The sequence below is a fragment of the Nocardia sp. NPDC050717 genome, from assembly GCF_040654275.1.
In the GTDB taxonomy this organism is placed as follows: Bacteria; Actinomycetota; Actinomycetes; order Mycobacteriales; family Mycobacteriaceae; genus Nocardia.
Window position 1 is genome coordinate 1 of sequence record NZ_JBFAHR010000033.1, and the last position, 16,427, is coordinate 16,427.

The 16,427-nt window shown below is 69.6% G+C and carries 14 protein-coding genes, 1 rRNA gene and 1 pseudogene; 12 read left to right on the forward strand and 4 right to left on the reverse strand.

The genetic code is table 11. The features are described 5' to 3' along the window. The 3 genes from rrf to AB0H56_RS31705 form a co-directional block, all read left to right on the forward strand. A 5S ribosomal RNA gene (gene rrf, locus AB0H56_RS31695) occupies positions 1–90 on the forward strand; the annotation flags it as partial. Between the two features lie 77 nt (positions 91–167). Continuing rightward, a complete protein-coding gene (nucS, locus tag AB0H56_RS31700; RefSeq protein ID WP_110041616.1) occupies positions 168–911 on the forward strand; it encodes an endonuclease NucS in 744 nt (247 codons plus the stop codon). Positions 912–920: 9 nt separating this feature from the next. Continuing rightward, positions 921–1,211: an ATP/GTP-binding protein gene (locus AB0H56_RS31705; RefSeq protein WP_357170447.1), complete on the forward strand. Its 291-nt coding sequence runs from the start codon at positions 921–923 to the stop codon at positions 1,209–1,211. Between the two features lie 100 nt (positions 1,212–1,311). Here the strand turns inward: AB0H56_RS31705 and AB0H56_RS31710 are convergent, their stop codons facing one another. Both AB0H56_RS31710 and mce read right to left on the reverse strand, forming a co-directional pair. Further along, positions 1,312–2,319, reverse strand: coding sequence for a hypothetical protein (locus AB0H56_RS31710; RefSeq protein ID WP_110041563.1), 1,008 nt, complete (start codon positions 2,317–2,319; stop codon positions 1,312–1,314). A gap of 86 nt (positions 2,320–2,405) precedes the next feature. Further along, a complete protein-coding gene (gene mce / locus AB0H56_RS31715; RefSeq protein ID WP_357170450.1) occupies positions 2,406–2,867 on the reverse strand; it encodes a methylmalonyl-CoA epimerase in 462 nt (153 codons plus the stop codon). Positions 2,868–2,999: 132 nt separating this feature from the next. Here mce and AB0H56_RS31720 point away from each other — a divergent pair, with 132 nt between their 5' ends. The 5 genes and pseudogenes from AB0H56_RS31720 (at position 3,000) to AB0H56_RS31740 (ending at position 6,846) form a co-directional block, all read left to right on the forward strand. Then, the gene (locus AB0H56_RS31720; RefSeq protein ID WP_280344844.1) at positions 3,000–4,184 is read left to right on the forward strand and encodes an acetyl-CoA C-acetyltransferase; all 1,185 of its coding nucleotides are present in this window, start codon (positions 3,000–3,002) and stop codon (positions 4,182–4,184) included. A gap of 93 nt (positions 4,185–4,277) precedes the next feature. After that, positions 4,278–4,643: a DUF3817 domain-containing protein gene (locus AB0H56_RS31725; RefSeq protein WP_110041566.1), complete on the forward strand. Its 366-nt coding sequence runs from the start codon at positions 4,278–4,280 to the stop codon at positions 4,641–4,643. 61 nt (positions 4,644–4,704) lie between these two features. Continuing rightward, complete coding sequence (locus tag AB0H56_RS31730; protein WP_357170478.1) at positions 4,705–5,565, forward strand: tetratricopeptide repeat protein; 861 nt, start codon at positions 4,705–4,707, stop codon at positions 5,563–5,565. Between the two features lie 110 nt (positions 5,566–5,675). Then, a pseudogene (locus tag AB0H56_RS31735) lies at positions 5,676–6,425 on the forward strand (class I SAM-dependent methyltransferase); the annotation flags it as partial. 28 nt (positions 6,426–6,453) lie between these two features. Then, positions 6,454–6,846: a nitroreductase/quinone reductase family protein gene (locus AB0H56_RS31740; RefSeq protein WP_357170455.1), complete on the forward strand. Its 393-nt coding sequence runs from the start codon at positions 6,454–6,456 to the stop codon at positions 6,844–6,846. Between the two features lie 3 nt (positions 6,847–6,849). Here the strand turns inward: AB0H56_RS31740 and glgB are convergent, their stop codons facing one another. Next, entirely contained in the window at positions 6,850–9,006 is a 2,157-nt protein-coding gene (gene glgB / locus AB0H56_RS31745) for a 1,4-alpha-glucan branching protein GlgB (protein WP_357170458.1), read from the reverse strand. After that, positions 9,006–11,006, reverse strand: coding sequence for an alpha-1,4-glucan--maltose-1-phosphate maltosyltransferase (locus AB0H56_RS31750; RefSeq protein WP_357170461.1), 2,001 nt, complete (start codon positions 11,004–11,006; stop codon positions 9,006–9,008). Before AB0H56_RS31750 ends, glgB begins: the two co-directional genes overlap by 1 nt. A 90-nt stretch (positions 11,007–11,096) precedes the next feature. Between AB0H56_RS31750 and glgP the strand changes: the two genes are divergently transcribed. From glgP to AB0H56_RS31770, 4 genes are all read left to right on the forward strand, one after another. Then, on the forward strand, positions 11,097–13,667 hold the full coding sequence (gene glgP / locus AB0H56_RS31755; RefSeq protein ID WP_357170464.1) for an alpha-glucan family phosphorylase: 2,571 nt from the start codon (positions 11,097–11,099) through the stop codon (positions 13,665–13,667). A gap of 98 nt (positions 13,668–13,765) precedes the next feature. Next, positions 13,766–15,127, forward strand: a complete 1,362-nt coding sequence (locus tag AB0H56_RS31760; protein ID WP_357170468.1) for an NCS2 family permease — start codon at positions 13,766–13,768, stop codon at positions 15,125–15,127. A gap of 64 nt (positions 15,128–15,191) precedes the next feature. Continuing rightward, positions 15,192–15,602, forward strand: coding sequence for a hypothetical protein (locus tag AB0H56_RS31765; protein WP_357170471.1), 411 nt, complete (start codon positions 15,192–15,194; stop codon positions 15,600–15,602). A gap of 177 nt (positions 15,603–15,779) precedes the next feature. Further along, on the forward strand, positions 15,780–16,427 hold a 648-nt coding region (locus AB0H56_RS31770; protein ID WP_357170475.1), incomplete at its 3' end, for a DoxX family protein.

A 16,427-nucleotide genomic window follows, 5' to 3' on the forward strand; every position in this document is an offset into this window, starting at 1 on the left:
CCCGGTCCCATTCCGAACCCGGAAGCTAAGGCCACCTGCGCCGATGGTACTGCACTCGACAGGGTGTGGGAGAGTAGGACACCGCCGGACATATTTTGCGAAAGGCCCTCCAACTTCGGTTGGAGGGCCTTTTTGCGTTCCCGGACCCGTCACCTAGAGTGCTCGGGGTGCGCCTCGTCATTGCTCGTTGCCAGGTCGACTACGTCGGCCGCCTCACCGCCCACCTTCCGATGGCTCGCCGGTTGCTGATGATCAAGGCCGACGGCTCGGTGCTCGTGCACTCCGACGGCGGCTCGTACAAGCCGCTGAACTGGATGAGCCCGCCGTGCTGGCTCGAGGAGCGTGACATCGCGACCCTCGTCCCCGCGGAGCTTCCCGACGGCGTGACGCCGCTGCGGGAGGGGAAGACGGCACTGCCGGAGAACATCAAGGCGCTGTGGGTGGTGACGAACAAGGCAGGTGAGGAACTGCGGATCACCATCGAGAACATCGAGCACGACTCCTCGCACGACCTCGGGATCGATCCCGGCTTGGTGAAGGACGGCGTCGAGGCCCACCTGCAGGAGCTGCTCGCCGAACACGTGACGAAACTCGGTGAGGGCTACACCCTGATCCGGCGCGAGTACATGACCGCCATCGGCCCGGTGGACCTGCTGTGCCGCGACGCCGACGGCGCCACGGTGGCGGTGGAGATCAAGCGGCGTGGCGAGATCGACGGCGTCGAACAGCTCACCCGCTACCTCGAACTGCTCAATCGCGACCCGCTGCTCGCGCCCGTCGCCGGCGTGTTCGCGGCCCAGCAGATCAAGCCGCAGGCGCGCACGCTCGCCGAGGACCGGGGGATCCGCTGCCTCACGCTCGATTACGACGAGCTGCGTGGCACGGAGAGCAACGTTTTCCGCCTCTTCTAGGCTGGGACCATGCCGCGACGCAAACCACGCTCAGGGCGACGCAGCGAGCCCGCGCCGCTCGGTGACGTCTACGGACGCACCGAGGACGGGCCGGGCGACGAAACCTACATCGTCCGAACCGTTCCCGGCGCCAGGGCGGTGAAGACCTACCGGTGCCCCGGGTGCGACCACGAGATCGTCCCCGGCGTCGCGCACATCGTCGCCTGGGCCGCCGACGGGGGCGAGGACGATCGCAGGCACTGGCACCAGGGCTGCTGGAACGGCAGGCGCACCCGCGGCATCACCCGCCGCTGGTCCTGACCCGCCCGAAGACGACGAAAACCGAAGGCCGCCTCGAATGTTCGAGGCGGCCTTCGGTTCTTCGATGATCGGTGGAGCCGATGTCGTCGCAGGTCCGACGTCAGTTGCTGATGTCGGCGTTCTCGCGGTCCTCGTCGACGATGTCCTCGTCGGCGTCGGCGACCTCGGGGATGGCCTTGGTCTGGCGGGAGCCGGACACGGACTTGTTGTTGCCGTTGTTGCTGATCGACTTGCGCTCGGGGGCGCCGTCGAGCAGCTCGCTCTCCCGGTTGACCGCCGCGAGCATGGCGGGCACCGAGTCGAGCTGACCGCGGATGCCGAGCAGCTGGGCCAGGACCCGGCCGCGCAGCACGCGCATCTCCTCGGCCAGTTCCTTCGCGTGCGCGATCTTGCGCTCGGAGGTCTGGGTGGCGGAGCTGATGAGCCGGTTGGACTCATCGGTCGCGTCCTTGATCCGCTGGGCGGCCTCGGCGCGACTGGTGGCCTCGAGCTCCTCCATGGCACGAGTCAGCTTGGTGCGCCGATCGTTCATGGTGGCCTCGAAGTCCTGCTGGGTGGCCTTGCGCTTGGCCTCGGCCTCCTTGGCCAGGCGTTCCACATCGGCCTGGGCGGCCTCGATGATCTTGGCGGACTCGGTGCGCGCGTTCGCGAGGGTCTGCTCGAACTCGATCTCGAGCGCCTCGCGCTTCTCCTTGGTCTCCGCGAGCAGCGACTCGTACTTGCCACGCATCTCGGTGGCCTGCTGCTCGGCGATCGACACCATCTCCGCGGCCTCGGCCTGCGCGAGCGCGCGGACCTCGGACGCTTCGTCCGAGGCCAGGCGCAGCATGCGCGAGATGCGGTCGGACATGCCTTCGGCGGTGGTCGGCGGCACGGAGAGCCGGTCGACCTCCTTGCGGAGCTCGTCGATCTCGTCGCGCGCGTCTTCCAGCTGGCTGGCGAGATTACGGGCCTGCGCCGCGGCGGCATCCCGGTCGGTGGCGGTGACGCGGAGCTCCGCGTCGAAGCGGTCGAAGTAGTTGCGCACCTCGTCTTGCGCATAACCCTTGCGCACAACGGTGAAGGGCAGTGCAACGAAGCGATTGCGATCGGACTCAGGTGACGACATGGCACACAAAATACAGCCTCGAGCGAGCGGATGGAGACTCGACCGCGATTGTGATCGCGCCGAGATTTACCGACCGTATCCGCTTACTAGTGCGTAACATTCGGGTTCGGCTCGACGAGCTCCACCAGCACACCGCCAGCATCCTTCGGATGGATGAAATTGATGCGGGAATCGGCGGTCCCGTGGCGGGGGGCCTCGTACAGCAAACGCACGCCGCGGTCGCGCAGGAAGACCGAAACGGCCTCGATGTCGGTGACCCGAAATGCCAACTGCTGCAAGCCAGGACCGCTGCGGTCGAGGAACTTGGCGATGGTCGACTCCGGGGTCAGCGGGGCCAGCAACTGCAGGGCGGTCGCGCGGTCGGCGGCGGCCGGGCACGACAGCATCGCCTCGACCACGCCCTGGGCCTCGTTCACCTCGCGATGGGTCTCGACCATGCCGAGGTTGTCGGTGTACCAGGCCACGGCGGCGTCGAGGTCGGGCACGGCGATGCCCACATGGTCGACGGCGATGACGTAGTCGGCGGGGATGATGTTCACGTTGGTCACCACTCGAAGTTAGCGCCAACCTGCGTGCGGGTCACGACCCCGTAGCGGTTACCGTGGAGTGCGACTCCTCGACGCGCCCGGCGCCGCCGTGTGCGCCGTGGCGAGGTTCGACTCAATGAATGCGAGGCTTTCGTGACGACTTCTGTCATCGTGTCCGGTGCGCGTACCCCGGTCGGCAGGCTGCTCGGCGGCCTGAAGGGCTTCAAGGCCTCGGATCTGGCCGGTGTGGCCATCAAGGCGGCGCTGGAGAAGGGCGGTGTCGCGCCCGAGCAGGTCGACTACGTCATCCTCGGTCAGGTGCTGCAGGCGGGCGCCGGGCAGCTGCCGGCGCGGCAGGCCGCGATGGCCGCGGGCATCCCGCTGGACGTGCCGTCGCTGCTGATCAACAAGGTGTGTCTGTCGGGCATCAACGCGATCGCGCTGGCCGATCAGCTGATCCGCGCCGGTGAGCACGAGATCGTCGTCGCGGGCGGCATGGAGTCGATGAGCCAGACTCCGCACCTGTTGCCCAAGAGCCGCGAGGGCTTCAAGTACGGCGACACCACGCTCGTCGACCACATGGCCTACGACGGCCTGCACGACGTGATCACCGACCAGGCGATGGGCCTGCTCACCGAGGATCGCAACGACCTCGACAAGGTCAGCCGCGAGGAGCAGGACGCCTTCGCCGCGGCCTCGCACCAGCGCGCCGCCGCCGCGTGGAAGAACGGGCTGTTCGCCGACGAGGTCGTGCCGGTCCCCGTGCCGCAGCGCAAGGGTGACCCGGTCTACGTCACCGAGGACGAGGGCATCCGCGCCGACACCACCGTCGAGTCGCTGAGCAAGCTGCGCCCGGCCTTCCGCAAGGACGGCACCGTCACCGCGGGCACCGCCTCGCAGATCTCCGACGGCGCGGCCGCCGTGATCGTGATGAGCAAGGCCAAGGCGGAGGAGCTCGGCCTCGAGTGGATCGCCGAGATCGGCGCCGCCGGTCAGGTCGCCGGTCCCGACTCGACCCTGCAGGACCAGCCGGCCAACGCCATCCTCGCGGCGTGCGCCAAGGAGGGGATCACCCCGGCCGAGCTGGATCTGATCGAGATCAACGAGGCCTTCGCGGCCGTGGGCGTCTCCTCGACCAGGAAGCTGGGCTACGACCCGGAGAAGGTGAACGTCAACGGTGGCGCCATCTCCATCGGTCACCCGCTCGGCATGTCCGGTGCGCGCATCCTGCTGCACCTGGCGCTGGAGCTGAAGCGTCGCGGTGGCGGTGTGGGCGCGGCGGCGCTGTGTGGTGGTGGCGGTCAGGGTGACGCGCTGATCATCCGCGTGCCCGCCTGATTTCTCGCTCGACGACGGGCCCCGGTACCGGGTGGTGCCGGGGCCCGCTGTGTGACCGGTCCAACTACACCGTGTCGTAGATCATGCTGCACAATGGCTGGTATGGGTTTCTTCGATCTGCGCACCACTGCCAGCCGGTTCCGGTTCCTGGCGGTGCTCGAGGCGCTGTCCTGGATCGGTCTGCTGACCGGTATGGCGTTCAAGTACCTGCCCGCCGAGGGCAACGAGATCGGCGTGAAGATCTTCGGGCCGGTGCACGGCGTCATCTTCGTGCTGTTCGTGATCACCGCGCTGCTCACGGCGCGCGAGCTGAACTGGAGCTGGAAGACCACCGTGCTGGCGCTCGCCTCCAGCATCCCGCCCCTGTTCACCGTGATCTTCGAGGTCTGGGCCGTGCGCACCGGGCAGCTCGGTGAGCTGAGCAAGGGCTCCCCGGCAGCCGCGCCCGCGGCTTCGTGACAAACTGGGAAGCGTGACTCGACCCGCTGCCCGTCGTCCTTCGCCCGCCGTCGCCGCCGCCATGTCCGGTGCGGTGGATCTGTCCGCGCTGAAGCAGCCGCCCGCCGCCCCCGGCGGTGCGGCCTCCGCCCCGGGAAACCACACGGTCACCGAGGCGGACTTCGAGACCAAGGTCATCCGCCGCTCGATGCAGGTGCCCGTGGTGGTCGCGCTGTTCTCGCAGCGCAGCCCGGGCAGCGTCGAGCTGATGCGCACGCTGGAACGCCTCAACGCCGCTGACGGCGGCAGCTGGGATCTGGCCGTGATCGAGGCCGAGGCGAACATGAACATCGTGCAGGCGCTGCGCGTGCAGGGCATCCCCACGGTGATCGCGGTGGCGGGCGGGCAGCCGCTGGCCGACTTCGAGGGCGCCCAGCCCGAGGCCCAGGTGCGGCAGTGGATCGACGCGGTGCTCGACGCGACCGCGGGCAAACTCGAAGGCGACCAGGGCCAGGCCGAGCGGCCCGAGGTGGAGGACCCGCGCTTCACCGCCGCCGAGGACGCCCTCGCCGAGGGCGACATCGCCGGCGCCGAGGCCGCCTACGAGGCGATCCTGGCCGAGGAACCGGCCAACGAGGAAGCCAAGGCGGCGCTGCGTCAGCTGCGCTTCCTGACCAGGGCACAGCAGATCGACCCGACCGTCGTCGCGACGGCCGACGCCGAGCCGGGCAACCTGGACGCCGCCCTCGACGCCGCCGACGTGGAACTGCTCGAGCAGCGTCCCGAGGCGGCCTTCGACCGGATCATCGCCGTGATCAAGCGCACCGCGGGCGACGACCGCACCAGGGCGCGCACCCGCCTGCTCGAGCTGTTCGAGCTGTTCGATCAGGCCGAGCCGTTCGTCGTGGCCGCCCGCCGCAAGCTGGCCACCGCGCTGTACTGATATCGAGCGATCGTCTCCGCGAGGCCGTCCGGGCTGAACTGCCCGGGCGGCCTCGCCGTATGTCCTGGTCGACCCGCGGCGCCGCCGCGAGCTGACGCGAGGAGAACACGCGCATGCAGTTCATCGCCCAGCTCGGTGAGGTGGAACCCAAGATCGTCGAGCGGTTCCGCGCGGGCGGCGGCCTGTCCTACGACGACTACGCCCGATTCCACGCGCTGATGGCCGAGGAGAGCGCCGAGGTGTTCGACGCGGCGCTCATCGACGTGGTGCTGCCGATGGCGCCCGGCCTGACCGACCGGCTGCTGATGGGTATGGACGTGGCCGACATCGCGTGCGGCAGCGGCCACGCGGTGAACCTGATGGCCAGGGCCTTCCCGGCCAGCCGGTTCCGCGGCTACGACTTCTCCGCCGACGCCATCGCGGCAGGCGTCGCCGAGGCCGAGGCGATGGGCCTGCCCAATGTGGAGTTCGTCGTGCAGGACGTCGCGGAACTGCACGCCCCCGAATCGTGTGACCTGATCACCGTTTTCGACGCGATCCACGACCAGGCGCATCCCGCGCGGGTACTCGCCGACATCGCCGAGGCGCTGCGGCCCGGCGGTGTGTTCCTGATGGTCGACATCCACGCGTCGAGCATGCTCGAGGAGAACGCCGATCTGCCGCTCGGCCCGTTCCTGTACACGGTCTCGACGATGCACTGCATGTCGGTCTCGCTGGGCCAGGGTGGCGACGGCCTCGGCACGGTGTGGGGTGAACAGCGCGCGCTGTCGATGCTCGCCGACGCCGGATTCACCGACGTGCACACCCATCAGGTCGACGGTGATCCGCTCAACACCTATTACATCGCGGGCAAGGGCTGACCGGGCCCGCCGCTGCTACGGTCGAAAGATGGGCTCCAGGAACGATATCCAGCACCGGGTCGTCACCGCGTTCCAGCGCAGGGTCAATCCGGTGCTGCGCAGGCTGCCCGGGCAGCAACTGCTCGAGACCGTCGGCAGGGTGAGCGGGCAGCCGCGGATCACGCCGATCGGCGGGCGGCGCACGGGCGACCAGTTCTGGCTGGTCTCGGAATTCGGTACGCGTTCGCAGTACGTGCGCAACATCATGGCCGACAACCGGGTCAGGGTGCGGCTGCGTGGCCGGTGGCATCACGGCGTCGCGCACCTGGTCCCCGACGACGACCCGCGCGCCCGGCTGCGGGTGCTGCCGCGCTACAACAGTGCCGCGGTGCGCGCGCTCGGCACCGACCTGCTCACCATCCGCATCGACCTCGCCGGCTGAGGATCAGCGCTCGGCGGCCAGCCAGACGGCACTGTGCGGAGCCAGGGTGACGGTGGCGGAGACGGGGCGGCCGTGCCACGGCGTGGCCTCGGCGGTGACGGCGCCGAGGTTGCCGATGCCGGAGCCGCCGTACTCGGCGGCGTCGGTGTTGAGGATCTCGCGCCAGCTCCCGGTGGCGGGCAGACCGACGCGGTAGTTCTCCCTCGTGGAGCCGGAGAAGTTGAAGACGCAGGCGACCGCGCTGCCGTCGGAGCCCCAGCGCAGGAAGGCGAAGACGTTCGCGGCGCTGTCGTCGGCCTCGATCCAGGAGTGCCCGCCGGGCGTGGTGTCCTGGCTCCACAACGCCGGGTGCGCGGTGTAGGTGCGGTTGAGGTCGGCGACCATCGTCGAGATGCCCTGGTGCAGCGGATTGTCCAGCTCGTGCCAGTCCAGGCCGCGATCGTTGTCCCACTCGCGGAACTGGCCGAACTCCTGCCCCATGAACAGCAGTTGCTTGCCGGGGTGAGCCCACATGTAGGCCAGCAGCGCGCGCACCCCGCTCGCCTTGGTGAAGTCGTCGCCGGGCATCCTGGTCCACAGGGTGCCCTTGCCGTGCACGACCTCGTCGTGGCTGATCGGCAGCACGTAGTTCTCGCTCCACGCGTAGACCAGGGAGAAGGTCATCTCGTTGTGGTGCCAGGACCGGTGGATCGGGTCGCGGCCCAGGTAGCCGAGGGTGTCGTGCATCCAGCCCATGTTCCACTTCATGGTGAAACCGAGTCCGCCGACATCGGTGCCGCGGGTGACGCCGGGCCAGGTGGTCGACTCCTCGGCGACGGTGATCACGCCCGGATACGCGCGATGCACGGTGTCGTTGAGTTCCTGCAGGAAGTCGACGGCCTCGAGGTTCTCCCTGCCGCCGTAGATGTTCGGCTCCCAGCCGCCCTCGGGACGGGAGTAGTCCAGGTACAGCATGGAGGCCACCGCGTCGACGCGCAGGCCGTCGATGTGGAACTCCTCGATCCAGTACGCGGCGTTGGCGACGAGGAAGTTGCGGACCTCGTTGCGGCCGAAGTCGAACACGTAGGTGCCCCAGTCGAGTTGCTCGCCGCGGCGCGGATCGGGGTGCTCGTAGAGCGGGGTGCCGTCGAAGCGGGCCAGCGCCCATTCGTCGCGCGGGAAGTGCGCGGGCACCCAGTCGAGCAGGACGCCGATGCCCGCGTTGTGCAGGTGGTCGACGAAGTAGCGGAAATCGTCGGGGCTGCCGAAGCGGGAGGTCGGCGCGTAGTAGGAGGTGACCTGGTAGCCCCAGGAACCACCGAACGGGTGCTCGGCGACGGGCAGCAACTCGACGTGGGTGAAGCCGGTGGCGCGCACGTACTCGGCCAGCTGCGCGGCCAGTTCGCGATAGCCGAGGCCGGGGCGCCACGAACCCAGGTGCACCTCGTAGACGCTCATGGGCGAGCGGGTGGCGTCGGTGGTGGCGCGGGCGTCGAGCCAGGCACTGTCGGTCCACAGGTGGTCGGCGCGGGTGACCACCGACGCGGTGGCGGGCGGCACCTCGGTCGCAAAGGCCAGCGGGTCGGCGTGATCGACGACGCGGCCGTCGGCGCCGTGCACCCGGTACTTGTAGCGCGTGCCCGGCCCGACGCCGGGCACGAACACCTCCCAGACCCCGGAGGAACCGAGCGCGCGCATCGGCGCCGAGGCGCCGCCCCACAGATCGAAATCACCGAACACGGTGACGCCGCGGGCATTCGGGGCCCAGACCGCGAACGAGGTGCCGTCGACGTCGCCGTCGAGGGTGGTGTAGTGGCGCGGGTGCGCGCCGAGCACCTCCCACAGCCGGGTGTGGCGGCCCTCGCCGATCAGGTGCAGATCGAATTCGCCGACCGTCGGCAGGAAGCGGTAGCCGTCGGCGGCGAGCACGGTCTGCCCGCCCGGATAGGTGGTGCGCAGGCGGTAGTCGTCGATCTGCGGGTAGGGCAGCACGGCGGCGAAGACGCCGTGCCCCAACGACTTCAGCGGATGCTGCGACCCGCCGACCAGCACCGTCACCGTCTCGGCCTGCGGACGCAGCGCCCGCACGGCGGTGCCGTCGGGGTGTGGATGCGCGCCGAGGACGGTGTGCGGGTCGGGGTGGGTGCCCGCCGCGAGCAGCATCAGGTCCCTGCGCTTCATCAGAAGCTCCGGCGGTAGGCCAGTGGCGCGCGGGCGGCGGCGGGCACGGCGGGCAGCGCCAGGATGTGCGCGACGGCGCGCGCGGGGTCCAGGCGCACGAAATTGTGCTGCCCCCAGTGGTATTCCTCGCCGCTGACCTCGTCGAAGACCACCGGATGGTCGTGCCATTCGCGGCCGATGGCGGGCAGGTCGAGCGAGATGTGGCCCTGCTCGGCGCCGTAGGGATTCAGGTTGACGATCACCAGGACCGCGTCACCGGAGGCCGGGTCGATCTTGGAGTAGGCGAGCAGCGCGTCGTTGTCGACGTGATGGAAGTGGACGCAGCGCAACTGCTGGAGCGCGGGATGGGCGCGGCGGATCTCGTTGAGCCTGGTCAGCCACGGCTCGAGCGATTCGCCCCTGGCCAGCGCGCCGGCGAAATCGCGGGGCCGCAGTTCGTACTTCTCCGAGTTCAGGTACTCCTCGCTGCCGGGGCGCACCGCCTCGTGCTCGAACAGCTCGAATCCGGAGTACACGCCCCAGGTGGGCCCGAGGGTCGCGGCCAGGGCGGCGCGGATGGCGAACATGCCCGGGCCGCCGTGCTGCAGGCTCTCGTGCAGGATGTCGGGCGTGTTGACGAACAGGTTCGGCCTGGCCTCGTCGGCCTTGGCGGCCAGTTCGTAGCCGAACTCGGTGAGCTCCCACTTGTGGACGCGCCAGGTGAAATACGTGTAGGACTGGCTGAATCCGCGCCGCGCCAGCCCGTAGAGGCGCGCGGGGCGGGTGAACGCCTCGGACAGGAAGATCACGTCCGGATCGGTGCGGCGCACCTCGGCGATCAGCCACTCCCAGAAGTCGGCGGGCTTGGTGTGCGGGTTGTCGACGCGGAAGATGGTGACGCCGAGCGAGATCCAGTGCCGCACCACCCGCAGCACCTCGGCGTAGATGCCGTCGGGGTCGTTGTCGAAGTTGACCGGGTAGATGTCCTGGTACTTCTTCGGCGGATTCTCGGCGAAGGCGATGGTGCCGTCGGGCAGGGTGGTGAACCACTCCGGGTGTGCGCGCACCCACGGATGGTCCGGCGCGCACTGCAGAGCCAGGTCGAGCGCGACCTCGAGGCCGAGTTCCCTTGCGGTGGAGACGAAGTCGACGAAATCGGACTCGGTGCCGAGCCGGGGATGGATCGCGTCGTGGCCGCCGTCGGCCGAACCGATCGCCCACGGCGAGCCCACGTCGCCCGGCTCGGTGGTGAGGGTGTTGTTGCGGCCCTTGCGGTTGATCTCGCCGATCGGGTGGATCGGCGGCAGATACACCACGTCGAAACCCATGCCCGCGATGCGCGGCAGCTCCCTGGCCGCCGTGGCGAAGGTGCCGTGCACCGGCTCGCCGTCGGCGTCGCGGCCGCCGGTCGAGCGGGGGAAGAACTCGTACCAGGAGCCGACCAGCGCGCGGCGGCGCTCCACGTACACCGCGTGCTGGGCGCCGCGGGTCACCAGTTCGCGCAGCGGGGTCGCGCGCAGGATCTCGGCGACCTCGGTGCTGAACGCAGGCGCCACCCTGGCCGGGAGCTGCTCGTCACCGCGCAGGGCGACCGCCACCGCGCGCAACCGTTCGAACTGCTTCTTGGGGACCGCCTGGGCGGCCCGCTCGAAGAGGACGGCGCCGATCTCGAGGTCGTTGGCGAGGTCGGCGGCGGACTGGCCGACCGCGAGCTTGGCCTCCACCGCCGAGCGCCAGGTGGCGATCGGGTCGCTCCAGCCCTCGATCCGGAAGGTCCAGGTGCCGGGCAGGTGCGGGGTGAACACCGCGCTGAAGACGTCGGGCTCGTACTCGGGCGTCATCCGGATACGGGTGATCCGGGAGGAACCGGGCGCGCGCACGGCCAACGTCGCCGCCACGGCATCGTGGCCTTCGCGCCACACCACGGCGCGTACGGGAAACACCTCGCCCACCGCGGCCTTCGCCGGGCGGCCGCCGGGAATCGACGGGGCGATGTCATCGATGGCAATCCGGCCGGTCACCGCACAAACCTACTGGATTCGGCGGCCGGGTGGCGGTAGGAGCACGCGTCCGGGCAGCCGCGGCCGGCGCTATCGGTTAGGGTTCGGCTGGTGAAGGCACTCCGTCGGTTCACTGTCCGTGCCCATCTGCCGGAGCGGCTCGCCGCGCTGGGCGAGCTCTCGACGAACCTGCGGTGGTCGTGGCACGGCCCGACGCAGGATCTGTTCGCCGAGCTCGATCCCGAGCTGTGGCGCTCCGTCGGCCAGGACCCCGTGCGCATGCTGGGTGAGGTGCCCGCGGCGCGGCTCGACGAGCTCGCCGCCGACCCCGTCTACACCGCGCGCGTCGACGCGGCCGCCGCCGGACTGGCCGACTACCTGACCCGGCCGCGCTGGTTCCAGGAGCAGACCGGGACCACCGTCGCCGGCATCGCCTACTTCTCGATGGAGTTCGGTGTCACCGAGGTGCTGCCGAACTACTCCGGTGGGCTCGGCATCCTCGCCGGTGACCACCTCAAGGCCGCCTCCGATCTCGGCCTGCCGCTGATCGGGGTGGGGCTGCTGTACCGCTCCGGCTACTTCCGGCAGTCGTTGTCGGCCGACGGCTGGCAGAGGGAGCACTACCCGGCACTGGACCCGCAGGGGCTGCCGTTGCGGCTGCTCACCAGCGACGGCTCGCCGGTGCTCGTGCACGTCGGGATGCCGGAGGGGCGGGTGCTGCGGGCGCGGGTGTGGATCGCGCAGGTCGGCCGGATCCCGTTGCTGCTGCTCGATTCCGACATCGCCGAGAACGATCCGGAACTGCGCGCGGTCACCGACCGGCTCTACGGCGGCGACCAGGATCACCGGATCAAGCAGGAGATCCTGGCCGGGATCGGCGGGGTGCGCGCCGTGCGGGCCTACACCAGGGCAAACGGCCTGCCCGATCCCGACGTGTTCCACATGAACGAGGGCCACGCCGGCTTCCTCGGTGTCGAGCGGATCCGCGAATTCGTCTCGGGCGGAATGGATTTCGACACCTCGCTGGCCGCGGTGCGGGCCGGGACCGTCTTCACCACACACACCCCGGTGCCCGCGGGCATCGACCGGTTCCCGATGCCGCTGGTGCGCCGCTACTTCGGTGGCGCGCACGGTGAGTCCGAATCCGCGCTGCTGCCGGGACTTTCGGTCGACCGCATCCTGGCGTTCGGGCGCGAGTCCGATCCCTCGGTGTTCAACATGGCCCACATGGGTCTGCGGATGGCCCAGCGCGCCAACGGTGTCTCGCGGCTGCACGGTGAGGTCAGCCGGGAGATGTTCGCCGGGCTGTGGCCGGGCTTCGACGCCGCCGAGGTGCCGATCGGGTCGGTCACCAACGGCGTGCACGCGCCGACCTGGGCCGCGCGCGAATGGATCGACAAGGCCCGCGAACACGTCGGCCCCGAGCTGGTCGAGGAGGCGCGCGGCTGGGAGAAGCTCAGCGACGTCGACCTCGGCGAGCTGTGGTCGACGCGAAATACCTTGCGCGGCATCCTGATCGACGAGGTGCGCCGTCGGCTGCGCGAGTCCTGGCACCAGCGCGGCGCGGCCGAGGCCGAGCTCGGCTGGGTCGACGAGGTCTTCGACCCGAACGTGCTCACCGTCGGCTTCGCCCGCCGCGTGCCGACCTACAAGCGCCTGACCCTCATGCTGCGCGATCCCGAACGGCTGCGCGCGCTGCTGCTCGACCCCGAGCGGCCGGTCCAGCTGGTGGTCGCGGGCAAGAGCCATCCCGCCGACGACGGCGGCAAGGCCCTGATCCAGCAGGTCGTGCGGTTCGCCGACGACCCGGCGGTGCGTCACCGCATCGTCTTCCTGCCCGACTACGACATGTCGATGGCCCGCTACCTGTACTGGGGTTGCGATGTGTGGCTGAACAATCCGCTGCGCCCGCTCGAGGCCTGCGGGACCTCCGGCATGAAGTCCGCGCTCAACGGCGGGCTCAACCTGTCGATCCGCGACGGCTGGTGGGACGAGATGTACGACGGCGAGAACGGCTGGGCCATCCCCACCGCCGACGGCGTCCGCGACGAGCACCGCCGCGACGACCTCGAGGCCGCCGCGCTCTACGAACTCGTCGAGCGCACCGTCGCGCCCCGCTTCTACGACCGCGATGCCGCGGGCGTGCCGGTCCGCTGGACCGAGATGGTGCGCCACACCCTGCAGACCACGAGTCCGAAGGTGCTCGCCTCGCGCATGGTCCGCGACTACGCCGAGCAGTACTACGGCCCGGCCGCGGCCGCCTTCGCGCGCGCGGCCGCCGACGACTACGCGGGCGCGGCGCGGGTCGCCGAGTACCGCAAGCGGGTCGACGCGGCCTGGCCCGCGGTGCGGGTCGCCCAGGTCGACAGCTCCGGGCTGCCCGACACCCCGGTGATCGGTGCCGAACTGGAACTGCGCGCGCGGATCGAGCTCGGTGGGCTCACGCCCGCGGACGTGGTGGTGCAGGCGGTGCTCGGCCGGGTGTCGCCGACCGACGACCTGTCCGACACCACCACGGTCGAGATGACCCACACCGGCACCGAGGAGGGCATCGAGCGGTACGAGGTGCGCTCGCCGGTGCCGCTGTCGGGCGCGGTCGGCTACACCGTGCGTGTGCTGCCGCACAACGCGCTGCTCGCCTCGGACGCCGAACTGGGGCTGGTGGCGGTGGCGGGCGCGTGACCTGCGCCGTATCGGGCGTCGCGGGTTATTCGATTCAGTGAACTTTCCGCTAACGTTCCCTCGCATCCTTCTTCTTTGAATCCGCGGACTGGAGAGTCATGGCCAGCGATCTCGTAACCCGCGCCCGACGGCGCATCGACGGATACTTCGGTGTCACGTCGAGCGGGTCCACCTACCGGCGCGAGATCATGGCGGGCACGGTCACGTTCCTCGCGATGTCCTATGTGCTGGCGGTGAATCCGTCGATCCTCGGCGACGAGGGCGCCCTGGGCGACAAGGGCATTCCGATGCAGGCGGTGTTCACCGCGACGGCCGTCGCCGCGGTGTTCGGCACGCTGGTGATGGGCATCTGGGCGCGGTACCCGATCGCGTTGGCGCCGGGCATGGGCCTCAACGCGTTCTTCGCCTACACGGTCGTGCTCGGCATGGGCATCCCGTGGCAGGTCGCGCTGTCGGGCACCCTGGTCTCGGGCGTCATCTTCTTCGTGCTCGCGGTCACCAAGATCCGGGAGAAGATCCTCAACGCCATCCCGTTGCAGATGAAGTTCGCGGTCGGTGCGGGCATCGGCCTGTTCGTCGCGTTCCTCGGGTTGAAGAACGCGGGCATCGTCGTCAACAGCGACGCGACCCTTGTCACCCTGGGCGATCTCACCGCGGGCACCACGCTGCTCGCGATCTTCGGCCTGGTGATGACGGTGATCTTCCTGGTGCGCGGCTGGCACGGCGCGGTGCTGTACGGCATCGTCGCGACGACGATCCTCGGCATCGTGACCGGGCTCGTCGACCTCCCGAGCGGGGTCGCCGAGCTGCCCAAGGGCCTGGACCAGACCTTCGGGCAGGCGATCATCCACCTGCCCGACGTGTTCACCGGCGAGATGATCGTCGTGGTGCTCACGGTGCTGTTCGTGGACTTCTTCGACGCCTCGGGCACCCTCATCGGTGTCGCGAACCAGGCCGGCCTGCTCAACAAGGACGGCACGCTGCCGCGCGCGGCGAGCGCGCTGGCCGCCGACTCGGTGGGCACCACCGCGGGCGCGATCATCGGCACCTCGACCACCACGGCGTACGTGGAATCGACCGCGGGTGTGTCGGCGGGCGGCCGCACCGGCCTGACCGCGGTGACGACGGCGGGCTGGTTCCTGGTCGCGATGTTCTGCTACCCGATCTTCTCGGTGATCGCAGGCTCGGCCGAGATCACCGCGCCCGCGCTGATCGTGGTGGGCGTGCTGATGTCGCGCGCGCTGGGCGACATCGACTGGCAGCACCTCGAGTACTCGGTGCCCGCGTTCCTGACCGTCATCATGATGCCGCTGACCTACTCGATCGCCAACGGCCTGGCCATGGGCATGATCTTCTACCCGGTCGTGATGGTCGCCAGGGGTCGGGCCAAGGAGGTCCATCCGGCGATGTGGGTCTTGATGGTGCTGTTCCTCGGGTACTTCGCTTTCCTCGTCGAGTAGGTGTCCGCACCATAGGTGTGCCTATACTTAGGCTAGCCTAGCCAAGCTCGAAGGAGATCTATTCATGAAGCGTTCGCTCTTCGCCGCGTCGATGGCGGTTGCCGCCCTCTTCGCGCCGGTCACCGCCGCGGTCGTCGCCGCCCCCGCCGCCATCGCCGCGCCGGCCACGCCGTCGGCCGGTGAGCTGCAGGGCAAGCTGCAGGCCGCCATGAACGGTTCCGGCGCCGAGCTGGAGTCCGGCAACGCGGGCAGCCTGGCCGTGGTCCGCGACACCGTGAACCGCATCCCGGGCTACAGCTGGGACGTCTCGGGCCCGGTCACCGTCGACGGTGACGTCCTCTCGGCCACCCTGAACAGCCGCCTCGGTGACTACACCTACCCGATCCCGGTGACCTGGAAGAACATCGACGGCACCTGGAAGCTGTCGCAGGAGTCGGAGAGCGAACTGGTCGGTTACGCGACCATGGCGTGGTGATTTCTCACTGACGAAGGCCGCCCCGTTCGGGGCGGCCTTTTCGTCTTTTGGTGACGAGCGTCACGGAACTTCGGGCGCCCTCGTGAAATAGTTGTCCCGGGCCCAGGGTTGTGCACGGACAGGCAACCGGACCGTGGTCCGGTTGCGGGCATGTATCGAATCGCAGATGAGGACACGATGACCGACACCGCTACCCGCACCACTCCCTCGACACTCACCACGAAGACCGTCGACGCGCTCGATGCCAGCGGCATCGGCCTGCTCGTCCTCCGCGTCGGCTTCGGCGGCCTGATGGCCGCCTACGGCACCCAGAAACTGTTCGGCTGGTTCAACGGCCAGGGCCTGGCGGCCACCCAGCAGGGCTTCGACGCCATGGGCTACAACCCCGGCGCGCTCTTCGGCACCCTGGCCGGACTCACCGAGCTGATCGGTGGACTGCTGCTCGTCGTCGGGCTGTTCACCCCGCTGGCCGCCGCCATCGTCCTCGGCACGATGATCAACGCGATCAACGTCCTGTGGAGCGGCGGGCTCTTCCCGGCCGATCCCACCGTGACCGGCTACTCGACCCCGCTGCTGTTCGCGATCGTCGCGGCGGTGCTCGCCTTCACCGGCCCGGGCGCCTACTCGCTCGACGCGGGCAGGCCGTGGGCGCGCCACGGCGTCGTGTGGGGCGCGGCCGCGGTGGCGCTGGCCGTCGTCACGGCGGTGCTCACGCTGATCCTCAAGTGGGCGCTGGACAACTCGCTCACCTCGTATCTGAAGGGACGGCGGCTGGTCACCCGGCAGGGCAGCGGTGAGCCGAATCCGACGTGGATTCCGCTGGCG

Coding starts and splice junctions, on each gene's coding strand:
- AB0H56_RS31760 (WP_357170468.1), top strand. CDS start 13,766: ATGGCCAGCGATCTCGTAACCCGCGCCCGACGGCGCATCGACGGATAC.
- AB0H56_RS31765 (WP_357170471.1), top strand. CDS start 15,192: ATGAAGCGTTCGCTCTTCGCCGCGTCGATGGCGGTTGCCGCCCTCTTC.
- AB0H56_RS31705 (WP_357170447.1), top strand. CDS start 921: ATGCCGCGACGCAAACCACGCTCAGGGCGACGCAGCGAGCCCGCGCCG.
- AB0H56_RS31725 (WP_110041566.1), top strand. CDS start 4,278: ATGGCTGGTATGGGTTTCTTCGATCTGCGCACCACTGCCAGCCGGTTC.
- AB0H56_RS31730 (WP_357170478.1), top strand. CDS start 4,705: ATGTCCGGTGCGGTGGATCTGTCCGCGCTGAAGCAGCCGCCCGCCGCC.
- glgB (WP_357170458.1), bottom strand. CDS start 9,006: ATGAAGCGCAGGGACCTGATGCTGCTCGCGGCGGGCACCCACCCCGAC.
- AB0H56_RS31740 (WP_357170455.1), top strand. CDS start 6,454: ATGGGCTCCAGGAACGATATCCAGCACCGGGTCGTCACCGCGTTCCAG.
- AB0H56_RS31710 (WP_110041563.1), bottom strand. CDS start 2,319: ATGTCGTCACCTGAGTCCGATCGCAATCGCTTCGTTGCACTGCCCTTC.